Below are 22,305 nucleotides of genomic sequence, written 5' to 3' on the forward strand. Positions count from 1 at the left end.
ACCCGGCTGGCCTGCGGCCATCCACCCTCCCCACAAGGGGGAGGGACGGACTCGCGGCTGCCGCCGATCCTGTGTCGATCATCAATGCACGTGTCCCGGGCGCGATGCGGCACGCAGTGCCGCTTCGCAGAACCGGGACCCCGGTTCACGCGCCAAGATCAGCGGGGCCCCGGCTCTGCAGCACACCCCGCCGCGAAGGGCGGCGCGCTGCGCTGCGTCCGGGGCACGTTCGTCACATCGCCGTAAAGCTCAGCGCGCCGGCGCTTTCCAGCGCCAGGTCGAAACTGACCTCGCCATTGTGCTCGCCGGAAAATTCCAGGCTGGCGATCTGGAACGCGCCCTCGATGGTACCGAAGTCCGGCACGATCACTTGCGCCCGGTTGATCGCGCCGTCGAAAAATGCCTGCCGCACCAGCGCGTCGCTTGCGGCGTCCTTGAACAATCCGCGGCCGGAAATCGAGGCGCGGCGCACCCCGGCGCCGGCCAGCAATTCGCGCCAGCGCTCGGCGGATTCGGCGTGGGTGATATCGACCAGCTCGGCGTTGAAGGCGATCTTGCGGCTGCGCAGCCCCGCCACGGTGACGAAGCCCGCGCCATTGTCGATCTTGACCAGCAGGTCCTTGCCCTTCTGTGCACCCATGAAAATCTCCAATCAGTCTGCGGGTTCGGTCACGGCGCGAAACCGCACCAGTGCGTGATAGGTGCGGCCATCGGCCTCGCGGCGGATATCGGCGATGGCAAAACGTAGATTGACCAGGCGATGACCATTGGGCGTCAGCGCCGCGTCGTCGAGCGCCGACAGCAGCGCGCCGGTGATCACATGGGCCTGCCTGTGGCCGCCCTGCCGCGACCAGGCGTGCAGCGTCAGCTGATGCTCCTGGGTCGGGCCGTCATCGGCGGAAGCGTCGATGATGCGCGCCTCGCCCAGCGTCACATAGGGAAACGCCGCATCGCGCGGCGGCTCGTCATAGACCCGCGCGCCGCCAAGCGCGGCGATCAGCGCGCCATCGCCGATCAACGCATGATGAATCGCAGCGCGCAGCGCCGCCGGTGCGGTGGTCATGAGGATGTCCTTCTTGATGCCAGCACGATGCGCCGCGGGAATCCCTCCCCCTTGCGGGGAGGGTCGGCCGAGCGAAGGCAGCGATGCGCAGCATCGCCGCCGCAGCGGAGGCCGGGGTGGGGGTGCCGCGGGCACGGCGGCTACCCCCACCCGACCCGGCTTCGCCGGGCCACCCTCCCCGCAAGGGGGAGGGAAAGAGCAGCGCTCACTCCAATCGCAACTCAGCCTCGATCGCGATGAAGCGGCGGTCGTCGATCTCGCGGAAGGCGACGATGCGGTAGACCGCCGTGCCATCGACCAGGCGATGCCGCAGCGTCAGCGCCACGCCGCGGCGGATCACGATCCGGACCCGCAGCGCGGCGCCGGCGGCATCGGCCTCGACGCTGTCGCGCGCCGCCAGCGGCGTCACCGCGGCCCACACCACCGCCTGCGTCGCATAGCTGCGCGTCACCCCGCCCTGGCCGTCATCGGCCTCGACCGGCGCCTCGATCGCCAGCCTTGATTTCAACCGCCCCGGATCGATCATAGCGACAACACCCGAAACGACGCGATCATCGCGTTGACGCTGCCCGGCAGCATCGCCACGCTGGAGCCGATCGCCGCCAACCCGCGATTTTCGTACCAATGCGCCACCAGCACGCGAACCGCATGGCGCAGCAGATCGGGCACCTCGGTCGGCTGCGCGCCATAGCCCAGTTCGAGATCGAGTTCGATCCCCGCCACCGCGCGGCCGGGCGCCGGCAGCGCCGGCGCCGCGATGACATCGGCGGCCGCGTCGATCACGAAGCGCCCGGTGTCGATCGCGCTGGCATTGCCGGCGGCGTCGAACAGCCGCGCCGCGCTGACCGCGCGCAGCGGACCGATCCGGCAGCGGATCCGGCCGTCGGGAGGCCAGCGATCCAGCACCAGCCGCCAGCTCTGCGTCAGCAGCGCGCGGCGGGTCATCGCCTCGATCTGGCTGCGCGCCGCCGCGATCAAAGCGGCGATCACGGTGTCGTCGTCGTCATGCGTGACCCGCAGATAGGCCTTCAGCTCGGCAATGGTCCACGGCTCGGCGCCGGGCCCGTTCAGAAGCATGGCAGACATCGATCATCCTCGATCTTGCTGTGGTGTTGACAGCGCGGCCCGGGACGGGCTGATGCTGGGCGATGTCCTGCCCGCACCGCATCCTGTTGCCGCTCATTGTCGCTCTGTCGGCGATGCCTGCCGCCGCGATGGTCGGCGGCGCCGCGCCCGACGCGGGCGGCCTCGGCCGCAGCGTGGTGACGATCGTCGGCTCGCGCGGCAATTTCTGTTCCGGCACGGTGATCGCGCCCGCTTTGGTGCTGAGCGCGGCGCATTGCGTGACGCCCGGCGCCGACTACAAGATCGTGCTGTATGACGCTCAGCGCCAGCCGACGCTGCGCGACGTGGCGCGGGTCGCCGCGCATCCCGACTTCCATCCCCAGGGCATCCGGGCGCATCGCGCCAGCGCCGATGTGGCGCTGCTGCAGCTCGCCGAGCCGCTGCCGCGATCGCATCCGCCGGCGCCGCTCGGCGTGCCGGACGAGCCGCTCGCCGCCGGGCAGAGTTTTCGCGTCGCCGGCATCGGCGTCGCCCAACGCGGCGACGGCAAGAGCGGCGGCGTGGTCCGCGCCGCAACGCTGATCTCGATCAGCCATCCCGGCCGGCTGCAGATCCGCCTGGTCGACCCGGCCAGCCAAAATCGCCACCCCGGGCTCGGCGCCTGCACCGGTGATTCCGGTGCGCCGGTGTTTCAAGACCAGTCCGGCGGCTCGGTGGTGATCGGCGTGGTGTCATGGTCGACCGCCGCCAAAAATGCCGCCGGCTGCGGCGGCCTCACCGGCGTCACCCCGCTGACGCTGTATCGCGACTGGATCCGGCGCACCGCCAAGGCCTGGGGCGCGGCGTTGTGACCCGCCGCGGGCGCTGACGCCACGGCCCATCGCCACAAACATCCGACCGCGGCGGAACCTTTCGCCCGGCTCGCGACTTCGTTTGACGAGACCATTGGGCCTTTCGGGGTATTCGCGCGTCGTCTGCTGTCCCATTCCGTCATTCCCAAACAAGGAGAACTCCATGCGCAAAGCATTGATTCTGCTGGCGACCACCGCCCTGATCAGCACCAGCACGCTGGCCTATGCCCGCGATCGCGACCGCGATCGTGACGATCGCCCCGCGCAGACCACCAACCAGATGATCAACGAGGCCGCCGCGCGCACCGCGCGGATGAAGGTCGAGCTGCGTCTGACCACCGACCAGGAAAAGAACTGGCCGGCTTTCGAGTCCGCGATGCGCGACCTCAACAAGAATCGCATCGATCGCTTCATGACCTTGCGCGGCGACGGCAAGGATGCCGACGACAGCGACAAGACCGCCGCCAAATCCGACGATAACAAGTCCAGCGAGAACACGTCCGTCGACAACAAATCCGCCGAGACCAAGACCGATGACAACAAGACCGACGACAAGACCACCACCGGCATGGCGTCCGGCAAGTTCGATCTGCTCGACCGCGTCAACCGCGAAGCCGACATGCGGATCGCCCGCGCCAATGACTGGAAGAAGCTGAGCAACGCCGCCAAGCCGCTTTACGACAGCCTCGACAAGGATCAGAAGCGCCGCTTTGCCGAGATCCTGTTTCATGGCGCCGGCGAACGTCATCACGGCCGCAAATACAACAGCGAGCGCCGCTACGATCGCAACCAGGACCGGGACCACGATCGTGACAGCTATCGCGATCAGTGGGACTATTGAGCCACCAGCCTAAGCAACACGACGGCACCTGAGCAACACGACGGCAATGGATCGCGCGGCGCCTCGACGGGCGCCCCGCGCGCCCAGCCAAATGGCGCCCGCGCGCCCAGCCAAGGCCTGTCATTCCGGGGCGCGAGCGGCGCCAGCCGTGCAAGCACCCTGTCATTCCGGGACGCGAGCAGCATCGCTGCGAGCGAACCCGGAATCTCGCGGTCGCGCCCTGCCTTGCCGCAAGTTTCCGGGTTCGCTCGCCACAGGGCCCAGTCATTCCGGGGCGCGCGCAGCACAGCTGCAAGCGAACCCGGAATCTCGCCGAAACGCTCTACCTTGCCGCAAGATTCCGGGTTCGCTCGTCCTCGCGCGAAATCGCGCGACGGGCGAACGCCCCGGAATGACCACAGCGGAGAAGCCGCGGCCGCAATCCTCCAAGGTTAACCTTTGTTAACCATGTTGCGGCAGGATGCCGGATCAACCGGAGCCTCGCCATGCCGCGCCTTGCGATCCTGTTCATGCTCGCCTTGGCGTTCGCCGCGACGGAATTCGCCGCGCCGACGCAGGCCGCCGACCTGGCGGCCCGTCACGCCCGCCCTCGCCCCAGCAGCATCGGCATGATCTTCGCCGACCCGGTCGTGGTGGTGGCCGAGCCCGCCGGCACGCCCTTCGTCTACGCGCCGCTGGTCGACATTCCGCCGCTGGTCAATGGCTATTACGGCAAGGTCAATTCCTATTACTACAGCTCGTATTACGGCACCCCGTCGCAGGCGATCTATGGCCGCCTGCCCTATGCCTGCGGTCTCTACGGCTATTGCTGAGCGCCACGCTCAATGGCGGCGGTGACGGCGGTCCTTGGCGCGGTGCGGCTTGCGATGCCCAACGGCGTCGCGCGGGGCCGCCTGCGGCCGCAACGCCTGGTCGCGCAGCTGCTGCCGCGATTCCTGCAGCCGGCGCTGATAGCCCGGCGAATTCATCAGATTTTCCGCGCCGCCACGCGCCGAGGCGGCGTCGATGGCGGCGCATGTGAACGCACTGGCACACATCACCAGGGCAGCAATCAGTGTCGCGATGCGTGGCATGATCTCGGACTCGCCTGTGGTGGATCTCACAGCCTGACGGAAAACAAACCGATCAAACCAAACATGATTTCGTCATTGCGAGCCGAGGACGGCGCATCGCGCCGTCCGACCGCGAAGCAATCCAGGGGGCATCAAGCAAGACCTGGATTGCTTCGTCGCAACTGCTCCTCGCAATGACGACCTGAAGGCCTGACTTGTTGATCCCATTTCAAGTCTGACTGTCAGTCGATCCTGCCCGATCCGCAACGACAAGTCGATGGCGGGGCGCGCAGTTCCGCCGCTGTCAGCCGCCGTCGTCCTGTTCCGCTCCTGCGGCTCAGTTCGGCTTGAACACGCCGCGATCGAGATTCCACAGGCACATGCCGGCTTCACCAGCCTGCGGATACCATCGGCTCGACGCGATCGCTTCGAGTTGCTGGCGCGCTTCGACCGGCGCGACGGCCAATGTGTGTTTCGCGGCCTTCAGCCGAACCTGCATATTGGGATGATCATACAGCGCCATCAAAGCCCGCCGCTGATCGCCGTCGCGACGCTTCAGCTCTGTCGCAACGCCGCCCATCTCGCCGAACAGCCGGTTGAATTTCGCTATTTCTCCCCCGAGCAACGCATCGTCTTGTGCCAGGCAGATCTCGGCGAACCGTGCGACGAGATCAGCAACCGTCATATCCTCGAGACCGCGCCTGCGCATGGCTTCATCGCCCCGCCCGTCTCATCACCGTTCATGTCAGAACAAATGTACCATCGTCCAGCGCGGCCAGCATCCCCCTGGCGTCAGCCGCTTGCGGAAAATAACCATCGTCGCGCACGCTTTCCAGCGCCTGCCTGGCAGCCTCCGGCGATACAGATAGCACAGTGATCGCGGCCTTCAGTCGGACCTGCATGTTCTCCGACTGCAGCAGCGGAATCAACGCCCGCCGTTGATCCCCCTCGCGCGACCTCAATTCGTTCCGGATTTCATCCATCTGCTCGTAAAGCCGATTGTATCGCGCGGTCCGATCCTTCCAGATCGCTTCGTCCTGCGCCAATGCAATCCTCTCGAAACGCTCGACCAACTCCTGGGTGCTGGCTGTCTGATTTCGAGGCTGGACGATCATGTCAGCACCTTGTCTCGCGCGGATCGCCTGTTCAATTCGGCACAAATACGCCGCGCTCGAGATTCCACAGGCACATGCCGGCGTCGAGGGATTGCACAAGCCATTTGGCATCGGCAATTTCGCGAAGCAGAATGCGAGCATCGATCGGCGCAATGGCAAGTGTCGTCTTCGCTGCCATCAACCGGACTTGCATGTTGTCGAATGCATAGAGCCGATGCAGCGCGCGGCGCTGATCGCCGGGCCGCTGTTTCAGTTCCTCAGCGACCGCCCGCATCTTCCTGAACAGCCGGTTGTATTTGGTTGTATCGCCTTCCAGACAGGCGTCGTCCTGGGCGACACCGATTGCAGCGAACAGATCGACGAGATCGTCGACGCTCATTTTTTGCAAGCTGCTGCGGCGCATGGTTTGAGAACCCGACATCAATCAAGGCGCGAAGGCCGACCCATCTTCTCTCGGCCCAGCTCTTGTCACTAAGATACTTCCTAGGCGACAGACCGCCGAAATCCGGATTTTCCTTCATGTACCAAGCATTAATATCCCAATGCTTCATCCGTGGAATACTCACCAGATTCGACGGGTCATTAATGTCGGCGCGAGCAAATCCGAACCGCTCTGCAAGCGTCTTCTCGACAATATGATGATCGTCGTATCCCGGTCTGCCCAGACCGACATCCGCCTGCAATTCCTTTAGCGTTCTTGGCGGATCCTGATAAGTTTTAATGACAGCGTGATAGTCGTCAAGCCATTGCCTGCTGTTCATGGCGCCGAGATAGATGTCGACCGGCAGACCGAGGCCGGTGATTCGCCCGAGCCATGACGCAACTGCTCTCACATAGCGCATCCGGACCGCACGACGTTTGGGACGATTTTCCGGGACTTGCGGCAGGCTGTCGCGCGGCGTTCCAGGTCTCGGATCGCTTCCGTCGGGCAAGTCGCCCGCGAGTTGAACGCCGGCGGTAAACTCCTCCTCCGGAGTAACCTCGATTTCCGGTAACTCTGCGTCATCGGCGATTTCGGGCTGCCCCATCGGGAGCGCCAGACCCCCGCCCCCGTCGGTCCACTGTCCGCCGTCCGGATTGCCCGCCGGCACCCGCGGCTGGTCCGGGCTGTATTTGAATGCAAGCGCAGGAAACGCTGCGATCGGATCCTACCGGGAACGAGAAAGCGCGCGACGTCCGGGCGCACCCAGCGGTCGCCGTCCGGCCGCAGCCATCGCGTCTGCTGATGGCGCAGCCAGGCATCGTCACGTTGCGACATGCGACGTGGCTCCGGTGATATGGCTTAGTGATGATGTGATTGGCGGCGCGGCCGCCTGGTCATGCAGCTACTGGGGACCCTGGATGCCGCGCAGCGCGGCGGGTTTGGCGGCGTGCTACGCTGCTGATCCGGCTCCGTCACACCGGCCGCATCTCGTCACGGGTTCTGCGGCGCAGCGTTGCCCGCTGCACCGCGCCCCGGGACACGCGCTCGGCTTTCTCAGCTCGCCGCGAATTTCAGCAGCTTGATCGCGTCGAAATCCTGCACCCCGCCGCCGACCCGCTTGGTGGTGTAGAACAGCACGTAGGGCTTGGACGAATAGGGGTCGCGCAGCACCCGGACGCCGAGACGGTCGACCACCAGATAGCCGCGGCGGAAATCGCCGAAGGCAACGCTGAGCGAATTGGCGGCGACGTCCGGCATGTCCTCGGCCTCGATCAGCGGGAACGTCATCAGCGAGGCGCGGCCGCCGGCCTGTGCGGGCGGCTGCCACAGATAGCTGCCCGAGGCATCCTTGAACTTGCGGATCTGGGCCTGGGTCTTGCGGTTCATCACGAACACGCCGTTCTGCCGGTAGCCCGCCTTCAGCGCGTAGATCAGGTCGACCAGCACGTCGGACGGATCGTCGGCCGGAAAGGCGCCGGCGGCGCCGGTGGCGAGATAGCCGAGATTGCCCCAGCTCCACGCCGCGTTGGCGGCCGTGGGATAGCTGAGAAAACCCTTCGGCTTATTGACGCCGTCGCCATTGACGAAGGCCGCGCCCTCCTGCACCGCGAAGGTGAGCTCGACCTCCGAGGCGATCCACTCGTCGATATTCACCGCCGAGTCGTCGAGCAGCGTCGCGGTCGCCGCCGGCATCGCGTAGAGCTCCATCGCCGGAAACGACAACGCGTCGAGCGTCGGCGATGTGGTCTGGGTCCGCGCGTCGGTCTCGCCGACCCAGCCGGTGGCGGGGCCCGCGGTCATGAACGGCTTCTTGTAGACGCTGCCGGAAATCTCCCGCACTGAGGCGATGGCGCGGATCGGCGAGATCGCCGTCAGCCGCGCGCTGATGCTGTGCTCGAGTTCGACCGGCACCAGATAGCCGCCGTCGGGGTTGGAGCCGACCGACAGCGCCTTGCTCTCGAGCGCGCGCAGACTCGCTACGTCGCCGCTACGCACATAGGCATCGAACGCGCTCTTGTGCTCGCGCGCGGCGGAATCCGCGACGATCCGCGCCCGGCCCTCGAGCGCCGGCCGCGCCTGCTTCAGCGCGAATTCCTCGATCCGCCGCAACCGCGCATCGATCGCGCCGTTGATGCGATCGACCTTCTCCTCCAGCAGCACGTCGGCCTGGCGGCGCTCCAGGGCATTGAGTCGCTCGTCATTGGCGGCTTTGAATTCGTCATGGGTGCGCAGCAGGTCGTCATGCGCGTTCACGGATGCAAAGCCGGCCTTGTGCTCCGGCGCGGTATCGTTGATGTCGTAGTCCATCAAGTTCTCCTGGGTGAGAGGTCTGTCAATGCGGCAAACAAAAACGCCGCGGCGGACGGCCACGGCGGGTGGGAGATGCGGAGATGGCAGTTAGATCAGCTGAGCACAGCGTGGGGTGCCGTCAGCGTCAGCCGAATACAACTTGAATGTGCTCGGGCTCTGTCGGATGGTCCGTCCAGACGCGAACGCGCGTGAAGTGCGTGCCTACCTCACATCGTAACAGCACCTCCCGCTCCGACGTTGAGACTTCGACGGTGCCGGTCGGCGTATCGAGAATGCCCTCAAAAGCAACTGGGGCGGACGGCGCGTCCGCGGCCGAGGTCGACGCGACGAGCTCTGTCTCGCCGTCGACAAAACACAGACAGGCCACGATGATGCACGAGCGCGTCGACCAAATTCTCACCGGCCGGGTGTCGACCTCGACCTCTGGCGACTTGCCGCCGGCGGGGTCCTCCAGAAAGAACAGCGAATTCGGAGGCGCGATACGAACTGACTGCTTCATCTGCCACCCTTGAGATCTCTGACGAATGGTCCTTGTCTCGCGCTGCAACTGATGCAATGGGGAAAGAGCCGCTGCGCGCGCCCGGAAGGATTGATCGCATTCGGAAATTGATGGTCGATATAGAAATTTCCTGTTGTCGTTCCGGGATCACGTGTACCACAACTATGGCATCCAGTCTCGGCACCGATGCGGTTGATCTCGCGTCTCTCGGCGGCGGTAAAATTCCGCCCAGGCCCTCGCGCTGGAATCGACTCTCCAGAGTACGGCCCAGGCAGCGCACGCCCCGCCGCCAATTCGCTCGCGCGCATTTCTGCCGCAAGCGCAACGGCTTCGTTTTTCTGTATCATTCCCTCTGGCGTGCGGTATGCGCTTTCGGGCGGCTTCCAATTCGGATCGACTTCGCGAATGCGGGCGATTGCAGAATCGGCGCGTGCCTCTGCGGCGGTCAGACGCGCCCCCTGTGCGGGCGTCAGTTCGAACCGCTGTCCATTGATAAGTACGGTGCCAACACCGGAGCGACCGCGCGCCTGGGCATATTGTTCATGGGGCTTGACGCCTTCAGGGTCAGCGTCCGACAGGACGCGAGGATCGTTGCGTCCGGTTCGGGCGGACAGGACACGAGAATCGTTGCGTCCGGTTCGCGCGCTGGGACCACCGCCTCCCCCATCCGTCCATTGCCCGCCGTCCGGATTGCCAGCCGGTACGCGCGGTTGAGTTGGGCTGTATTTGCGATCCAGTGCCGGAAATACCTCCGCGGGATCGGTGCCCGGGATCAGGAACCGCGCGACATCGGGCCGGATCCAGCGCGCCGCATCCGGGCGCATCCAACGCGCGGCATCGGGGTGCATGAAACGCGCGCGCTGCTTCGCGGCGTCAGCCTCGGCGGAACTACGCATCGACGGGCCTGCGATGTTTGGATTGCGATCGGTGTCCGCGGCGCTAGGAGCGCCGGCGTGCCGGGTTCAAAGTCCGCAGCGCGCGACACCCGCCAACGCCAGCTTGCGACCGGCGCGGGAGGCCAGCGTCACCGCCGCCCTCCCGCGCCGCGCAGGCGGCGCCGGTGCGTCCGCGGCGCTGCCCGATGGCTGCGGGCCTGGGCCCTGCAGATTGCGCCATTGGCGCTCGGCGGCCGCGCGCAGCCGGGCCTGTGGCGTCTGCTTCACTGCATTGACCCGCGCGCCATTGAGCAGCGGAAAGGTGACGATCGAGATCTCCCACAGATCGACCTGATACAGCCGCCGCACCCGGCTCTTCGGATCGATCTGCCCGCGCACGGTGCGATAGCCGATCGACAGTCCGTCGACCGCGCCGGCGCGCAGCAGCGCCAGCAATTCGCGGCCGCGCGCCACGTCAGGGATGAGCCGGCCGCGGGCCCGCAAACCGCGAAAATCCTCGGTGAGTTCGAGCCAGACGCCGACCGGCTCGGCCGGATCGTGCTGGAACAGCATCGGGATCTTGCGTAAGCCGCGCTGCTGCAGCGTCCTGGTAAACGCCCCCGGCATCACCATGTCGCGGGCCTGGTCGATCTCGCCGAACAGGCTGGCATAGCCTTCGATCGACCCGTCGACGCTCAGCGACAGCCGCGATTGAGTTGGCAAAGGAGCATGCATCGGCGGCCTCGCAATGGCGGGGGTGACGGATCCGAATGAATGACTTGGTGTTCGGCCGCGGCGCGCTCCTCACCCTCCCCTCGAGGGGGAGGGTCGGCGGGACACGCGCGAAGCGCGGGGCACGCCGGGGTGGGGTGAGCCGCGCGCACGGCGGGTGACCTGTTCGCCACCCCACCCCGCTCGCTGCGCGAGCGACCCTCCCCCTCCAGGGGAGGGTGAAGGTCGCCGCGACCGCCAACGTCCCAGGCAATGGCAATGCACGCGCGGGAAGACCAGCAACGAGTTACTTCGCCCGCTTGCTGACTCTTCGGCGATGCGGCTTGGCGCGCGGGCGCGGCGGCTTGCGCTGCGCCTGATCGAGATGGGCGAGGAATTCGCGGAACACGTTGAGCGGTTTGCTGCCCGATTTGGTTTCGGTGCGGATCGCGCGCAGCACCTGATGCAAGCTCTCCATCGTCATCTCCTCAATCCGCCCGGTTGTCGGCGCCGCGGTGATCGGCCGAGCGCCGGGCGCGGCGGTTGAAGGCTTGCAGCTCGCGGACGAAATCGTCGAACCGCCGCGCCGCCGCGGCCCATTCGCGCAGCACGAACCACAGCGCCGCCGACGCCGCACCAGCCCACAAGAGCAGCGCCAGATGCGCCAGATCACCGCGCTCGGTGAATGTCTTGACCAGATCGGACATCGCTCACTCCCGTTCAGCCGAAGCGCCGGCGGCCTCCCCCCTGCGGGGAGGGTCGGCCGAGCGAAGCGATGCGTCGCCGAAGCGGAGGCCGGGGCTTGCCCCGGCGAAGCGCAGCGAAGCCGGGTGGGGGTGCCACGAGTCGCAGTGCCGGTGGCCCCCCACCCGACCCGGCTTCGCTCCGCTACACCGGGCCACCCTCCCCGCAAGGGGGAGGGAAAAGACGCCGCCTCGCTCGCGGTCACTTGATCGCGCGCCCTACCCCTCGGTCGATGCTCGGCCAGGTGCCCGATCGGTTCAGCGCGACAGATGTTGGTAGCAGGCACCCCGGGGCTGCGAGGGGCGCGGCACATTCATGCGCCGCGCCGGCTTCTCTCTTCAGCCTAACCCCACCGTGACAACGTCCGGCCAGCGCGGGTGGCTGTGCCAAATCCTGATCGGGGTCATCGCGCCGGGCACGTCGTGGGATAGCAGCGGACGATCATCTGCGACGGCGGTGATCGTCACAATCTTGTGCGGCGTCTCCAGCGTGCCCACGAAAGCCGGTGCGCCGCCGGGATCGACCTCGGCGGCCAGCCCCAGGATGATCTTGGTCGGCCCCTCCACCTCTGGAAAGCAGGCCGTCGCGACACAGCTCGCCGTCGACCAGATCAGTTGCCCATCGACCGGCAACGGCGACTGCCAGCCGCGCGGCCCGTGAATGAAGACCAGCGAATTGACGGGTGAAATAATCGTGGAGACAGCCATCCTAACGGCGTCCTTTCAACGCATTGACATACCCACCTTGCTTCAGGCTACACGACAGGCACTGCGGGTAAAGTCGTTGAGCAAGGCCTGCATTATTTAGGGCCGTTGGAGGCTGATGGTCGATCACGAAATTTCCGCGCAGGGTACCGGGTTCGCGGCTGCGGCATGTTGAATTGTCGCTTTTTCAGGACAGCAACGACCCGCAGTCACGCGCTGTTCGAGCGCGCGCAGCGCCTCGGATTGGTAGAGCAGGAGCGCCGCCCTACTCCAGCCGGTCGCCGCCCTCGATCGGGGCGTAGCCGGTGGCTTCGCGCTTTTCGTTCAGCGTCAGGAACGGCGCGGCGCTGACGCGCTCCCACAGCGCGGCGCGGTCGGCGGCCAGCGCGTCGATGCGGTCGGCGTCGATCACCGCGCGGAGCTGATCGCCGAATTGCGGCGCCAGCCATTGCGCCACCGCATTGCCGACCCGCGTCGCCAGCGGCAGCACGGTCTGGCGGATGAAGCTGCGATTGGCTTCCTGGTAGTTGGCGAAAGTGTTGTCGCCGGGAATCCCGAGCAGCATCGGCGGCACGCCGAAGGCCAGCGCGATCTCGCGCGCCGCGGTGTGCTTGGCCTCGAGAAAATCCATCTCCTTGGGCGACAGCGACATCGGCTTCCAGTCGAGCCCGCCCTCCAGCAGCAGCGGCCGGCCGGCATTGAGCGCGCCCTGATAGGTGGCTTCGAGCTCGCGCTTGAGGCGGTCGAATTGCCCGTCATTGAGCACCGCGCCTTCCGGCCCGGCATAGACCAGCGCGCCGGAGGGCCGCGCCGAATTGTCCAAGAGCGCCTTGTTCCAGCGCGCCGCGGCATTGTGGGTGTCGACCGCCACCGCCGCGGCCTCGATCGGCGCCAGCCCGTAATGATCGTCGAGCGGATGAAAGAACGTCAGATGCAGGATCGGCGGCACCGCGCCATGCTGATCGAACCGCACGCTGCGCGCGCCGACGCTGTACTCATAGGCCTCGGCCCAGCCATCGGCGCCGGGCACGACTTTCATCCGGTCCGGGCGCAGCGCGTAGAGTTCGCGCAGCTGATCGCCGAGCGCCACCGCCTCCACATAGGCGTTGCCGGCGAGCAGCAGATGCGCATAGAGCATCTCGAAAAACACCCCGCCATCCTGGCGCGGATTGGGCCGCGTCAGCAGCTGCGCCAGCGGATGGCCGTCGCGCTCCTGCGCGCCGTCGAAGATCAGATAGTGGCACGCCGCCGCGTTCTCGGCGATCAGCCGGACGCAGCGATGCACGATGGCGTTGCCGACATAACCCTCGCGCGCCAGACCCGTGTAGTCCCGCGGCGTCCACCGCGCCCGCCCCCCGGATTCCAACGCCAGCAATCGCGCGGTGCGGCTGGATTTGATCTCGGGCGGAGTGAGGAAATGTTTGAGGCGATCGAACATGATGAGATTTCCAATGGGTTCGTGTCCCGGGCGCGGTGCGGCGGGATCGCCGCAGGCGATGCTGCCGCACCGCAGAACCGGGACCCCGCTTTGCTATGACCGGCGGCTTGCGCAGCGCGTCCGGCTTAAGATACCGGGGTCCCGGTTCTGCGAAGCGGCATAAGAATGCCGCATCGCGCCCGGGAAACCGGGGCTTTGACTCATTCGAACTCGGCGATATTCTCTTCCGTGTCCCGGGCGCGGCGGGATCGCCGTAGGCGACGCTGCCGCGCCGCAGACCCGGAACCCCGCTTTGTTCGAGTAAACGATGAGCAGACGGTTCTTTGTCTACATTCTGGCGAGCCGTTACCGTGGCACGCTTTATGTCGGCGTCACCAACGATCTGGTCCGCCGCCTCGGCGAACACAAAGCCGGCCTTGTTGAGGGTTTCACCAAGACCTACAAGATCGACATCCTGGTTCACGTCGAACAATTCGGCTCGCTCATCGAAGCCCGTGCCCGCGAGCATTCGCTCAAGCGATGGCGGCGCAGCTGGAAATTCCAGCTGATCGAGCAGCTCAATCCGGACTGGCGCGACCTGTCGCAGGATCTGTCGCCTGCGTGAACGAAGTTGAACTGAGCGATAGTCTCCGGTGTCCCGGGCGCGGTGCGGCGCCATCGCCGTAGGCGATGCTGCCGCGCCGCAGACCCGGGACCCCGCTCTGCTATGACATGCAGCTTAGTCAGCGCATTGCGGCCCAAGGCAGCGGGGTCCCGGTTCTGCGATGCGGCATCAAGAATGCCGCATCGCGCCCGGGACACGGGGCGGTTTTGACGAAGTTGAACTGAGCGATAATCTCTCGGTGTCCCGGGCGCGGTGCGGCGGAATCGCCGTAGGCGATGCTGCCGCGGCGCAGAACCGGGACCCCGCTTTGTGATGACATGCGGCTTAAGCAGCGCAGTGCGGCCCAAGGCAGCGGGGTCCCGGTTCTGCGAAGCGGCATAAGAATGCCGCATCGCGCCCGGGACACGGGCGGCTGTCGCATCGGGACACGGGCGAATGACACCCAGCGCAAACGCCCCCGCGCAAACGCGCCCCCTCACAAACTCCTGATCCGCGGCCCGTCGCCGCGCGGGGCGAGTGCCAGGGATGCGACTGCCCAGACCAGGGCGTCGAGGCGGTCGGGCGAGCGGCCGCCGGACAGGCCGGTGCTGGCGAAGTCGCACATTTCGTCTTCGAGCGCGGCGAACAGGCCGGCATGTTTGACGCGGCCCTGCTCGTACAGCATCGCCACCGGCTCGGCGCGCAGCCATTTGCCGCGATGCGCCCGCACCGGCGTCACCGGCACCGCCTGGTCAACCTCGCCGATCACCGCGCGCACCATCTCGCCGCCCTGGTTCACTTCGACCACCAGCGCGTCGGCCTCCAGCCGTCGCCATAGCGCGATCGCCTTATTGGCCCAGAGCGACGGCGTCGCCGCCGCCACGCTGTCATCGGCCAACACATAGACGATGCCGGCGGCGCAAATCCCCGCCGCCACGATGCCGCAGCAATCGGCGCGCTTGCCGCTCGACACCGGCGGATCGACCGCCACCACGATCCGTCGCAGCGCCGGCGCCGCCTCCACCCGGCATTGCTCGAGCAAAGCGCGCGACCACAGCGCGTCGGGGCGGTCCTCGATGATTTCGCCGTCGAGTTCCTGGCGTCCCAGCCGCGTGCCCTGATAGCGCGCCATCACGCCTTGCAGAAAGGTCGGCGCCAGATTGAGCGCATTGGCCCGGGTCGAGGCCCGCGTCGTCACCGAGGTCGGATCATCGATCAGCCGCTTGAGCAGCGCCGTCGAACGCGGCGTCGTGGTGATCAATTGGCGCGGCTGCGGCCCCAGCCGCAGGCCGAATTGCAACATGTCGAACGCCGCCTCGGCATAGCGCCATTTCGCCATCTCGTCGGACCAGGCGCAGCCGAATTGCGGCCCGCGCAGGCTTTCCGGATCGTCGGCCGAGAACGCCTGCGCCACCGCGCCATTGGGCCATTCCAGCCGCTTGCGCGACGGCAGCCACGCCGGCCGCTCCTGCGCCATATGCACTGCCAGCAGTCCGGAGACGCCCTCGATCATCACCTCGCGAACGTCGTGCTCGCTCTCGCCGACCAGCGCGATGCGCTCCACCGGCTGTGTGGCGAAGGGCGGCAGCCCCAGCGCCTGGCAGCGGATCCATTCGGCGCCGGCGCGGGTCTTGCCGGCGCCGCGGCCGCCGATCAGCAGCCAGGTCAGCCAGGGCTCGCCATTCGGCGCCAGCTCCGGCGGGCGCTGGTGATCATGCGCGAAGATGTCCCATTGGGCGTCGAGGAAGGCCAGCTCGGCCTCACTCATCCCCTGCAGCAGATAGCTGCGTTGCGCCCTCGACCATCTGCTCCAGTCGTCGCGAAAGCGCGCGCCGCAGCTCGTCGAGATCGCGGGGGATGGCGTCGACATCGGGCGACCTCTTGGGAGCTTCCTCGGCGCGCAGCTTGCGCACCGCGCCGAGCGTGCGCGCCAGCGAGGCCAGCGTGCGGGCGCGGCGCTCGGCCTCGCTGCGCTGATCCTTGGCCACGTGACCGCCGCCGACGATCCGGTCGATCTGGCTCAACTCGCGCTCGATCGAATTCAGCACGCTGTCGATCAGCGGCAAGCCTGAGGCCGGCGGCGGATCGTCGAGCCGTTCGACGGCGCTGCGGATCCTGGGCCGCGATGTGGTCTTGGTATTCGTCTTCTTGGTATTTTTGGCTTTCTTGGCGATCGCCGCCTGCGCCGCCGCGTCGTCCGGCGCGGCCACCGCATCGATGTCGCCGCAGATCAGGGTTTTGTCCTTCGTCGCCCGGGCCGCCGCGCGCGACGCCACGGCTCTATCCCGCTCGGCCTTCAGTGCCCGGCGCTCGGCCATTGTGAGGTTTGGCGCGGCACTGGTCTTGCTACCCGTCGCCTTGGCGACAGGCTTCTCGCTGACAGATTTCTTGCTGACAGATTTTTTGGCGGCGGGTTTCTTGGCAGCGGGTTTCTTCGAAGAAGATTTTTCAGCAACCGCTGTCTCGGCTGACCCCGCGGATTTTGTCCGCGTCGCGGAGCTGGCTGAGGACACAACGCGCCTCCCCGCCGGGAGACGCGCCGGCCGGGTTGTCCGCGCTGTGGCCATCTGAATCGCAAGTCCTGTGCCAGAGCGTTTTCGAGCGAAGTGCGTACCGCTTCGCGTCAAGAAAATGCGTCAAATGAGTTCCGCATCGGGCGGCGCCGCTGGCGCCGGCCCCGGCTTGATGCGGGCAATTTTGCTTCGAGCACCGTCACTGGACCGGCCGCATCGATCACGGTCCGTAATACCCGCGATGCTCAGACCCGGAACCAGACGAACCAGATCACTCCGAGGATCACCACCGCCAGCCCGGTACTCGCCATCAGCAGCGCCAAGACCGACAGACCGGGTTCGGCTTGCCTTGCCTCGGTCGGAGTTTCGACGATTCGACCGTTTTCCTCGACTGGCATGCTGCACCTCTCATTTCGGTTCGGGCCTTGCGGCACCCTGGCAAACGCAACGCATGATTTCATGCGGGGTTCCGGTTCCGCGCTACCTCAGCGGGCACCGCTCAGCCTCAACCCGCCGCGCTGGGCCGGCTTGTCTCGAACCCAATTGTGGAGCATGCCGTCACCCTACCCCGGCAGCGTCCCGCTGTCAAGGCATAAAATCCTATTTTTGGCCAGCTGCGTCGGGCCTGCCATCCTTCGCCGCGATCGAGGAGCCACCATGAGCGAGACGCCAGTGCCGGACAACAGCTTCCAGGCGATCCACGACCTGCCGAGCGCACCGATCATCTTTTTCGAATTCTGTCCGACGCTCGGCAACAATAACGGCCTGATCAACATCATGCTGGCCGCCGGCATCGTGCTGCCGACCGCCAGCACCGCGACCAATGTGGTGCCGGTCGCGGTGGCGCATCTGCGCTGCAGCAGCATCGCCGCCAAGCAATTGCGCGACGCGCTCGACAAGGCGCTGCTGATGGGCCAGCTGGTCGATAACCCGCAGGGCAAATCAAACTGAGGGATACGTCGTCATTGCCAGCGGAGGGCGGCGCGCAGCGCCCCCCGAACAGCAACGCAATCCAGGGGCGTCATATTCGGTCCTCGCGAGCAGCCCTGGATTGCTTCGTCGCAAGAGCTCGTCGCAATGACGAATTCAAACGTCGGATTCAATCGCCAAGTGAGCGATGCCCGATGGGTGCCCTTGCCTCAGCCGACCAGCAGCATCACAAATCCGACCACCGGCATGAGCAACAATGCCACCGCGGTCAGCGCCAAGGCATCCACGATGTCGGCGCCTGTAAGCGCGCCCGCCCGCTTGCGCGGTTCGAATTCCATCAATGCCATCGTGTCCCCGCCTGGTGATCGCTCCGGTGGGACAGTGATAGCGCGCGCACACTAACAAGCCGGTCACGAATCCGCTTGGATCCGACCACAGCCGTTACCACGGATTAACCATCCGTGACCGATGCGTCGTTGTTACTTGATCTGGGTTTTGACCGAGGCGAATGTGCCGTCGAGCGTGCTGCCGATACTATTCACCGCCACGAGAATCACGATGCTGAGGCCGACCGCGATCAGCGCGTATTCGATCGCGGTGGCGCCGGTCTGATCGGCGCGGAATCGGGAAAGCAGGCGTCGCACCGCATCCTCCTGGCACAGGCTCGCGGTTTCTTCCGCTTTGAAGCAATGCCAAGTTAGAGCCGAATGGTTTCCGGATCGTTGACCGGCGCGATAAAGCATCTGTCAGGGGAGTTGACCCGCCTGATTAGTTTATCGGTCATTCCGGGGCGCGAGCCCCGCAGCGCGTTTACGCGTGCTTCGACGCACAATGGGGCGAGCGAACCCGGAATCTTGCGGCAAGAACTTGGCAAGGCACGGCGCTTCAGCGAGAATCGGGTTCACTCGCAGCGGAGCTGCTCGCGCCCGGAATGACGGCATTTTTCCAATGAATCAACTGACCTGACAGATGCGCCAAACGACATCCGACGCCGCCTCAAGCTTCGGCCGGCGACGACGCGCCGCCCTGTTGCAGCGTCGCCCGGCGCTCGGCCACCGCCTGCTGAAACTGCTCGAGCACCAGGCCGAAGGCCGACAGATCGTCGATCGCGCCGTCGTCGAAACAGGCCAGCGTGTCGCGCAGGATGCTATCGACCTCGCGCTGCATGCGGTCGAGGTCGTCCACCGAGGCGGCCTGCCGCGCCTGCCCGATCAGCTCCAGCGCCCGGTCCCGCAAGGCCGTGCCGCTACTCGTCTCGTCGCGATTGAGATAGCCGCGCAGCCAGGCGCCGACCGAGCCGAGGCCGGACAGCAGCAACACCACGCCCCAGATGTAATCGCTGTAGCGCTCCAGAAAGGTGCGCTCGGTGCCGTCGATGAAGGCCGCCGCGCCGCGATGCGCCGGCACCGCGGCGTCCTTGTCGGTGTCGGGTGCCTCGATCTTGGTGACGCCGGGCGCCTCATGGGCCAAAGATTGCCGCGCCGCGAACAATTGCCGGGTCAGATTGGCGACGGTGACCTCCGATAGGGACTTTCGCGCCATGATCAGATGGTTGACCGCGACGGTGTCGACCTTGTCGTCAGGCCGCGCCGGCTTGGCGCTGAAAATGCTGCCGGGAATTTCTTCGGACTCGTATAGCGGAAACTTCTTGGCGATCGCATCGCCGACATCGATCGGCAGAAATGTCGGCTCGCCCCTGGCGCGCACCGTGGCGGCGATCGCCTCGATGGTGATCTTGCTGTCGAGCGGCCCCACCGCCATGAAGGCGTCGAGGCTCGGGTCGCGCGCCATCTCGGCCAATTGGGCGGTGCCGAACTGCGCGATCGTGACCTTGTCGGGCGCCACGCCGGATTCGGCCAGGATCACCTTGAGCAGCTTGATATTGGCGCTGGTGCGCCCGACCACGCCGATCTTGCGCCCGGCCAGATCGGCGATCGTCTTGACCCGGCCGGCCGGCTTCTTGTCGCCCTTGTTGGCGCCTTTGGGCGGCGACGCCGGCACCCATAGCACGGCGACGTTCTTGCGCAGGATCGCCACCGATTGCGCGTCGGCGGGCAGATCGAGATCGCCGCGGCCGACCGCGAGGTCGGTCTGGCCGGCGGCCAGCAGCGCGATGCTCTCATTGGCGCCCTTGGTCTGGATCGGCGCCAGCCGCACCGCGCTGCGCTCGCGCGCAAAACCCTGCGCCAAGGCCTGGATCAGCCGCTGGTCGTCGCTGCCGGGCGGGCCGACCGCGATCCGCAGCGTCACCGGTTGCAGCGCGTACCACACCGCCGCCGCGGCCGCGATGATGGTCATCACCGCGCCCAGCACCAGCAGCAGCGTCAGCCAGCCATGGCGGCGCGGTTTTCGGGCGGTTGGGACCGAGCCGTCGGAGTGCACCATCTGACTTGACCGCGCCCGTTGTGGCCGCTGGGGCCAGCTTCCTTAATTTCGCCTGGCGGTGTTAGCACGCCGTCGCTACGGCTTGAAGAACGCCGGATTGTTCAGCGCCTTGATCATCGTATCGACCATGTCGGCGGCGCCGTGGTCGTCGCGGGCTTCCAACAGCTCCCACATCGTGCGCAGATTGGCGCGCATCGGCGCCTTCAGCGAGGGGTCGCGCTCGATCAGGGTGCGGGCGATGCAGAAGGCGACCGCTTCGGTCCCCATTTTGGTCTGCTCGATGGTCGGCTTGCTCATGGACTGTCCTGTCTGAGGGATGCGGCCGGCGCGGGCGCGCGCTTGGGCGGCGCGGGGCGAGGCCGCTCGGGTGATGCCGCGCTTTAGACCACCTCGCTGCGCATTGACAGCATGGCGACAGCCCTATTCGGCCAGTTCCACCGGCAGCGCCGGCCCCGCCAGCGGGCGTTCTTCCATCACCACCAGGCAGGCGGCGGAGGTCGCCAGCATCAGCGCCGCGGCGCCGAACACGTAGCGGAACGCCATCACCAGGTCGGCCGCCGGGATCGCGCCGACGACATGGCTGTGCTCGCCGGCGAGCGAGACATTGCCGGGCAGCGTCAGCAACAGGATCGTGGCGAAGGCCGCCACCGTGAACGAGGCCATCAGCGCGCGAAAGAAATTCATCGCCCCGGTGGCGGTGCCGATCTGCGGCCGCGCCACCGCGTTCTGGATCGACACCACGCTGACCGGAAACACCGTGCCGAGCCCGATCGAGAACGCCGACAGCAGCGTCAGCAGCGCCCACAGCGGCAGCGGCGCCAGCACCGCCAGCGCGCAGGCCATCAGCGCCGAAAACGACGTGCCGAGCAGCGCGATCCGCTTGTAATGCACCATATGGGTCATGGCGCGGCCGGCGAAGGCGGCGCCGCCGACCGAGACCGCGGCGATCGGGATCAGCGCCAGGCCGGATTCGCTGGCGCTGAGATGGTAGACCACCTCGTAATACAGCGGCATGTGTACGGTGAGCCCGATCATCGCCCCCATCGCCAGGCCGCCGGCCACCATCGCGTAGCCCACCACCGAGCCGCCGAGCAATGGCAGCGGCAGGAACGGCTCGGCGGTATGCAGCGCATGCCAGACGAAGCTGACGCCGAGCACAATGGCCGCGCCGGCCAGCGCCAGGATGGTCGGCGACAGCCAGGAAAACCGATTGCCGCCCCAGGTCAGCACCAGCATCAGGGCCAGCGCCGAGGCCATCAGCAGCAAGCCGCCGGCCCAGTCGACCTTGCGGCGGCGGTGGAACAGCGGGATCTTCTTCATCTTCGGCAGCAGTAGCGACAAGGCGCCGATCGCCAGCGGCACGTTGATCCAGAAGATCATCGACCAGTGCAGATGCTCGGCGAACAACCCGCCGAGGATCGGCCCGCCGATCCCGGCCGAGACCCACACGGCGGAGAAATAGGCCTGGTACTGGCCGCGCTCGCGCGGCGTCACCACGTCGGAAATCACGGTCTGGACGATCGGCATGATGCCGCCGCCGCCCAGCCCCTGCAGGGCGCGGCCGAGGATCAGCACCGTCATGCTCGGCGCCAGCGCGCACATGATCGAGCCGGCGACGAACAGGCTGAGCGACAGGATGATCATGGCACGGCGGCCATAGATGTCGCTGAGCGTGCCGAACACCGGCGCCACCGCGGTCGAGGCCAAGAGATAAGCGGTAATCACCCAGGACAGGCTGGTGACGTCGTTGAACTGGCGGCCGATGGTCGGCAGCGCGGTGGCGACGATGGTCTGGTCCAGCGCGGCCAGGAACATGGTCAGCAGCAGGCTCATCAGGATGGCGCGGACGTCGCTCTTGGACAGCGCCGCCGGCGCCAGCGGCGGCGCGTCGCCGATATCGATCACCTCGGTCGGGATCAGAGTGAGTTCGGCCGCGGCCTCATCGGACAACAAGGGCTCGCTGGCCGGTTCGCGGCGGTGACTCTCGGACGTGCTCATGCGGCGCGGAAGACTCGTCGGGCTGAATCGGGGAAATGTCGGTGGCCAACGCATAGCCTGCGAATGATTGGCAGCCCAGCCATGTTGATGCATGGGAGGGGCGCGTCGATCACGGATCGGGCGGGAACAAGAAGGAGAGGCTGAGAGGCTTTGGAACGAGGCAAGGAAACGGGGCAAGAAAAAGGCCCGGTCGCTGAGCGGCCC

30 protein-coding genes are annotated in these 22,305 nt (G+C 66.5%); 5 read left to right on the forward strand and 25 right to left on the reverse strand.

All coding sequences use genetic code 11. The features are described from left to right. Positions 1 to 232: 232 nt before the first annotated feature. The 4 genes from RBJ75_RS10805 to RBJ75_RS10820 form a co-directional block, all read right to left on the reverse strand. Positions 233 to 640, reverse strand: coding sequence for a phage major tail protein, TP901-1 family (locus tag RBJ75_RS10805; protein ID WP_044419022.1), 408 nt, complete (start codon positions 638 to 640; stop codon positions 233 to 235). 12 nt (positions 641 to 652) lie between these two features. Next, positions 653 to 1,063 carry a DUF3168 domain-containing protein gene (locus tag RBJ75_RS10810; RefSeq protein WP_044419024.1) on the reverse strand — a complete coding sequence of 137 codons (411 nt, stop codon included), beginning with the start codon at positions 1,061 to 1,063 and terminating at the stop codon, positions 653 to 655. A gap of 205 nt (positions 1,064 to 1,268) precedes the next feature. Further along, on the reverse strand, positions 1,269 to 1,589 hold the full coding sequence (locus RBJ75_RS10815; protein WP_044414255.1) for a head-tail adaptor protein: 321 nt from the start codon (positions 1,587 to 1,589) through the stop codon (positions 1,269 to 1,271). Beyond that, a complete protein-coding gene (locus RBJ75_RS10820; RefSeq protein WP_044414258.1) occupies positions 1,586 to 2,149 on the reverse strand; it encodes a head-tail connector protein in 564 nt (187 codons plus the stop codon). The genes RBJ75_RS10815 and RBJ75_RS10820 overlap by 4 nt, the downstream gene beginning before the upstream one ends. 62 nt (positions 2,150 to 2,211) lie before the next feature. Between RBJ75_RS10820 and RBJ75_RS10825 the strand changes: the two genes are divergently transcribed. The 3 genes from RBJ75_RS10825 to RBJ75_RS10835 all read left to right on the forward strand — a co-directional run bounded on the left by RBJ75_RS10825 (position 2,212) and on the right by RBJ75_RS10835 (position 4,632). Continuing rightward, positions 2,212 to 2,979: a S1 family peptidase gene (locus RBJ75_RS10825; protein WP_234707455.1), complete on the forward strand. Its 768-nt coding sequence runs from the start codon at positions 2,212 to 2,214 to the stop codon at positions 2,977 to 2,979. 163 nt (positions 2,980 to 3,142) lie between these two features. Next, on the forward strand, positions 3,143 to 3,820 hold the full coding sequence (locus RBJ75_RS10830) for a Spy/CpxP family protein refolding chaperone (RefSeq protein ID WP_052628982.1): 678 nt from the start codon (positions 3,143 to 3,145) through the stop codon (positions 3,818 to 3,820). Between the two features lie 485 nt (positions 3,821 to 4,305). Continuing rightward, positions 4,306 to 4,632 carry a hypothetical protein gene (locus tag RBJ75_RS10835; protein WP_052628983.1) on the forward strand — a complete coding sequence of 109 codons (327 nt, stop codon included), beginning with the start codon at positions 4,306 to 4,308 and terminating at the stop codon, positions 4,630 to 4,632. Positions 4,633 to 4,641: 9 nt separating this feature from the next. On the opposite strand, the gene RBJ75_RS10840 is transcribed toward RBJ75_RS10835, so the two are convergent. The 13 genes from RBJ75_RS10840 to RBJ75_RS10900 form a co-directional block, all read right to left on the reverse strand. Then, positions 4,642 to 4,893 carry a hypothetical protein gene (locus tag RBJ75_RS10840; RefSeq protein WP_044414262.1) on the reverse strand — a complete coding sequence of 84 codons (252 nt, stop codon included), beginning with the start codon at positions 4,891 to 4,893 and terminating at the stop codon, positions 4,642 to 4,644. Between the two features lie 316 nt (positions 4,894 to 5,209). Further along, positions 5,210 to 5,581 (reverse strand): DUF2019 domain-containing protein, encoded by a 372-nt coding sequence (locus RBJ75_RS10845; RefSeq protein ID WP_044414662.1) that lies wholly within the window; start codon positions 5,579 to 5,581, stop codon positions 5,210 to 5,212. Positions 5,582 to 5,612: 31 nt separating this feature from the next. Next, a complete protein-coding gene (locus RBJ75_RS10850; protein WP_044416418.1) occupies positions 5,613 to 5,987 on the reverse strand; it encodes a DUF2019 domain-containing protein in 375 nt (124 codons plus the stop codon). Positions 5,988 to 6,018: 31 nt separating this feature from the next. Next, positions 6,019 to 6,342 carry a DUF2019 domain-containing protein gene (locus RBJ75_RS10855; RefSeq protein WP_317529041.1) on the reverse strand — a complete coding sequence of 108 codons (324 nt, stop codon included), beginning with the start codon at positions 6,340 to 6,342 and terminating at the stop codon, positions 6,019 to 6,021. Continuing rightward, positions 6,245 to 7,015 carry a hypothetical protein gene (locus RBJ75_RS10860; RefSeq protein ID WP_276156524.1) on the reverse strand — a complete coding sequence of 257 codons (771 nt, stop codon included), beginning with the start codon at positions 7,013 to 7,015 and terminating at the stop codon, positions 6,245 to 6,247. The genes RBJ75_RS10855 and RBJ75_RS10860 overlap by 98 nt, the downstream gene beginning before the upstream one ends. A gap of 449 nt (positions 7,016 to 7,464) precedes the next feature. Then, positions 7,465 to 8,718: a phage major capsid protein gene (locus tag RBJ75_RS10865; RefSeq protein ID WP_044416414.1), complete on the reverse strand. Its 1,254-nt coding sequence runs from the start codon at positions 8,716 to 8,718 to the stop codon at positions 7,465 to 7,467. 127 nt (positions 8,719 to 8,845) lie between these two features. Next, positions 8,846 to 9,220 (reverse strand): hypothetical protein, encoded by a 375-nt coding sequence (locus RBJ75_RS10870; protein ID WP_044416412.1) that lies wholly within the window; start codon positions 9,218 to 9,220, stop codon positions 8,846 to 8,848. Then, the gene (locus RBJ75_RS10875) at positions 9,217 to 10,116 is read right to left on the reverse strand and encodes a hypothetical protein (protein ID WP_152647846.1); all 900 of its coding nucleotides are present in this window, start codon (positions 10,114 to 10,116) and stop codon (positions 9,217 to 9,219) included. The genes RBJ75_RS10870 and RBJ75_RS10875 overlap by 4 nt, the downstream gene beginning before the upstream one ends. A 66-nt stretch (positions 10,117 to 10,182) precedes the next feature. Next, on the reverse strand, positions 10,183 to 10,830 hold the full coding sequence (locus RBJ75_RS10880) for an HK97 family phage prohead protease (RefSeq protein WP_044416410.1): 648 nt from the start codon (positions 10,828 to 10,830) through the stop codon (positions 10,183 to 10,185). A gap of 283 nt (positions 10,831 to 11,113) precedes the next feature. Further along, positions 11,114 to 11,284, reverse strand: coding sequence for a hypothetical protein (locus tag RBJ75_RS10885; protein WP_173427402.1), 171 nt, complete (start codon positions 11,282 to 11,284; stop codon positions 11,114 to 11,116). A gap of 10 nt (positions 11,285 to 11,294) precedes the next feature. Beyond that, entirely contained in the window at positions 11,295 to 11,513 is a 219-nt protein-coding gene (locus RBJ75_RS10890) for a hypothetical protein (RefSeq protein WP_044418671.1), read from the reverse strand. 375 nt (positions 11,514 to 11,888) lie between these two features. Beyond that, entirely contained in the window at positions 11,889 to 12,257 is a 369-nt protein-coding gene (locus RBJ75_RS10895; protein ID WP_044418669.1) for a hypothetical protein, read from the reverse strand. 262 nt (positions 12,258 to 12,519) lie between these two features. Beyond that, on the reverse strand, positions 12,520 to 13,692 hold the full coding sequence (locus tag RBJ75_RS10900; RefSeq protein ID WP_044418667.1) for a phage portal protein: 1,173 nt from the start codon (positions 13,690 to 13,692) through the stop codon (positions 12,520 to 12,522). 307 nt (positions 13,693 to 13,999) lie between these two features. Here RBJ75_RS10900 and RBJ75_RS10905 point away from each other — a divergent pair, with 307 nt between their 5' ends. Continuing rightward, a complete protein-coding gene (locus tag RBJ75_RS10905; RefSeq protein WP_044419072.1) occupies positions 14,000 to 14,296 on the forward strand; it encodes a GIY-YIG nuclease family protein in 297 nt (98 codons plus the stop codon). A 475-nt stretch (positions 14,297 to 14,771) separates the two neighbouring features. Here RBJ75_RS10905 and RBJ75_RS10910 read toward each other — a convergent pair whose 3' ends face one another. The 3 genes from RBJ75_RS10910 to RBJ75_RS10920 form a co-directional block, all read right to left on the reverse strand. Next, the gene (locus RBJ75_RS10910; protein ID WP_044412242.1) at positions 14,772 to 16,043 is read right to left on the reverse strand and encodes a DNA-packaging protein; all 1,272 of its coding nucleotides are present in this window, start codon (positions 16,041 to 16,043) and stop codon (positions 14,772 to 14,774) included. Further along, entirely contained in the window at positions 16,036 to 16,842 is an 807-nt protein-coding gene (locus RBJ75_RS10915) for a hypothetical protein (protein ID WP_276156418.1), read from the reverse strand. Before RBJ75_RS10915 ends, RBJ75_RS10910 begins: the two co-directional genes overlap by 8 nt. Before the next feature lie 191 nt (positions 16,843 to 17,033). Continuing rightward, a complete protein-coding gene (locus RBJ75_RS10920) occupies positions 17,034 to 17,186 on the reverse strand; it encodes a hypothetical protein (RefSeq protein WP_173427361.1) in 153 nt (50 codons plus the stop codon). A gap of 259 nt (positions 17,187 to 17,445) precedes the next feature. Between RBJ75_RS10920 and RBJ75_RS10925 the strand changes: the two genes are divergently transcribed. Beyond that, a complete protein-coding gene (locus tag RBJ75_RS10925; protein WP_044412236.1) occupies positions 17,446 to 17,739 on the forward strand; it encodes a hypothetical protein in 294 nt (97 codons plus the stop codon). Positions 17,740 to 17,927: 188 nt separating this feature from the next. Here RBJ75_RS10925 and RBJ75_RS10930 read toward each other — a convergent pair whose 3' ends face one another. The 5 genes from RBJ75_RS10930 to RBJ75_RS10950 form a co-directional block, all read right to left on the reverse strand. Beyond that, complete coding sequence (locus RBJ75_RS10930; protein ID WP_152647733.1) at positions 17,928 to 18,056, reverse strand: twin-arginine translocation pathway signal protein; 129 nt, start codon at positions 18,054 to 18,056, stop codon at positions 17,928 to 17,930. Between the two features lie 141 nt (positions 18,057 to 18,197). Then, on the reverse strand, positions 18,198 to 18,362 hold the full coding sequence (locus RBJ75_RS10935; protein WP_044412244.1) for a Flp family type IVb pilin: 165 nt from the start codon (positions 18,360 to 18,362) through the stop codon (positions 18,198 to 18,200). Between the two features lie 352 nt (positions 18,363 to 18,714). Further along, positions 18,715 to 20,103, reverse strand: coding sequence for a TAXI family TRAP transporter solute-binding subunit (locus RBJ75_RS10940; RefSeq protein ID WP_044412233.1), 1,389 nt, complete (start codon positions 20,101 to 20,103; stop codon positions 18,715 to 18,717). 75 nt (positions 20,104 to 20,178) lie between these two features. Then, positions 20,179 to 20,400 (reverse strand): hypothetical protein, encoded by a 222-nt coding sequence (locus RBJ75_RS10945; protein ID WP_044412230.1) that lies wholly within the window; start codon positions 20,398 to 20,400, stop codon positions 20,179 to 20,181. A gap of 123 nt (positions 20,401 to 20,523) precedes the next feature. Beyond that, positions 20,524 to 22,101: an MDR family MFS transporter gene (locus RBJ75_RS10950; RefSeq protein WP_044412227.1), complete on the reverse strand. Its 1,578-nt coding sequence runs from the start codon at positions 22,099 to 22,101 to the stop codon at positions 20,524 to 20,526. Positions 22,102 to 22,305 lie beyond the last annotated feature (204 nt).

Origin of the sequence: Rhodopseudomonas sp. BAL398 (assembly GCF_033001325.1) — a bacterium.
GTDB lineage: Bacteria > Pseudomonadota > Alphaproteobacteria > Rhizobiales > Xanthobacteraceae > JARJEH01.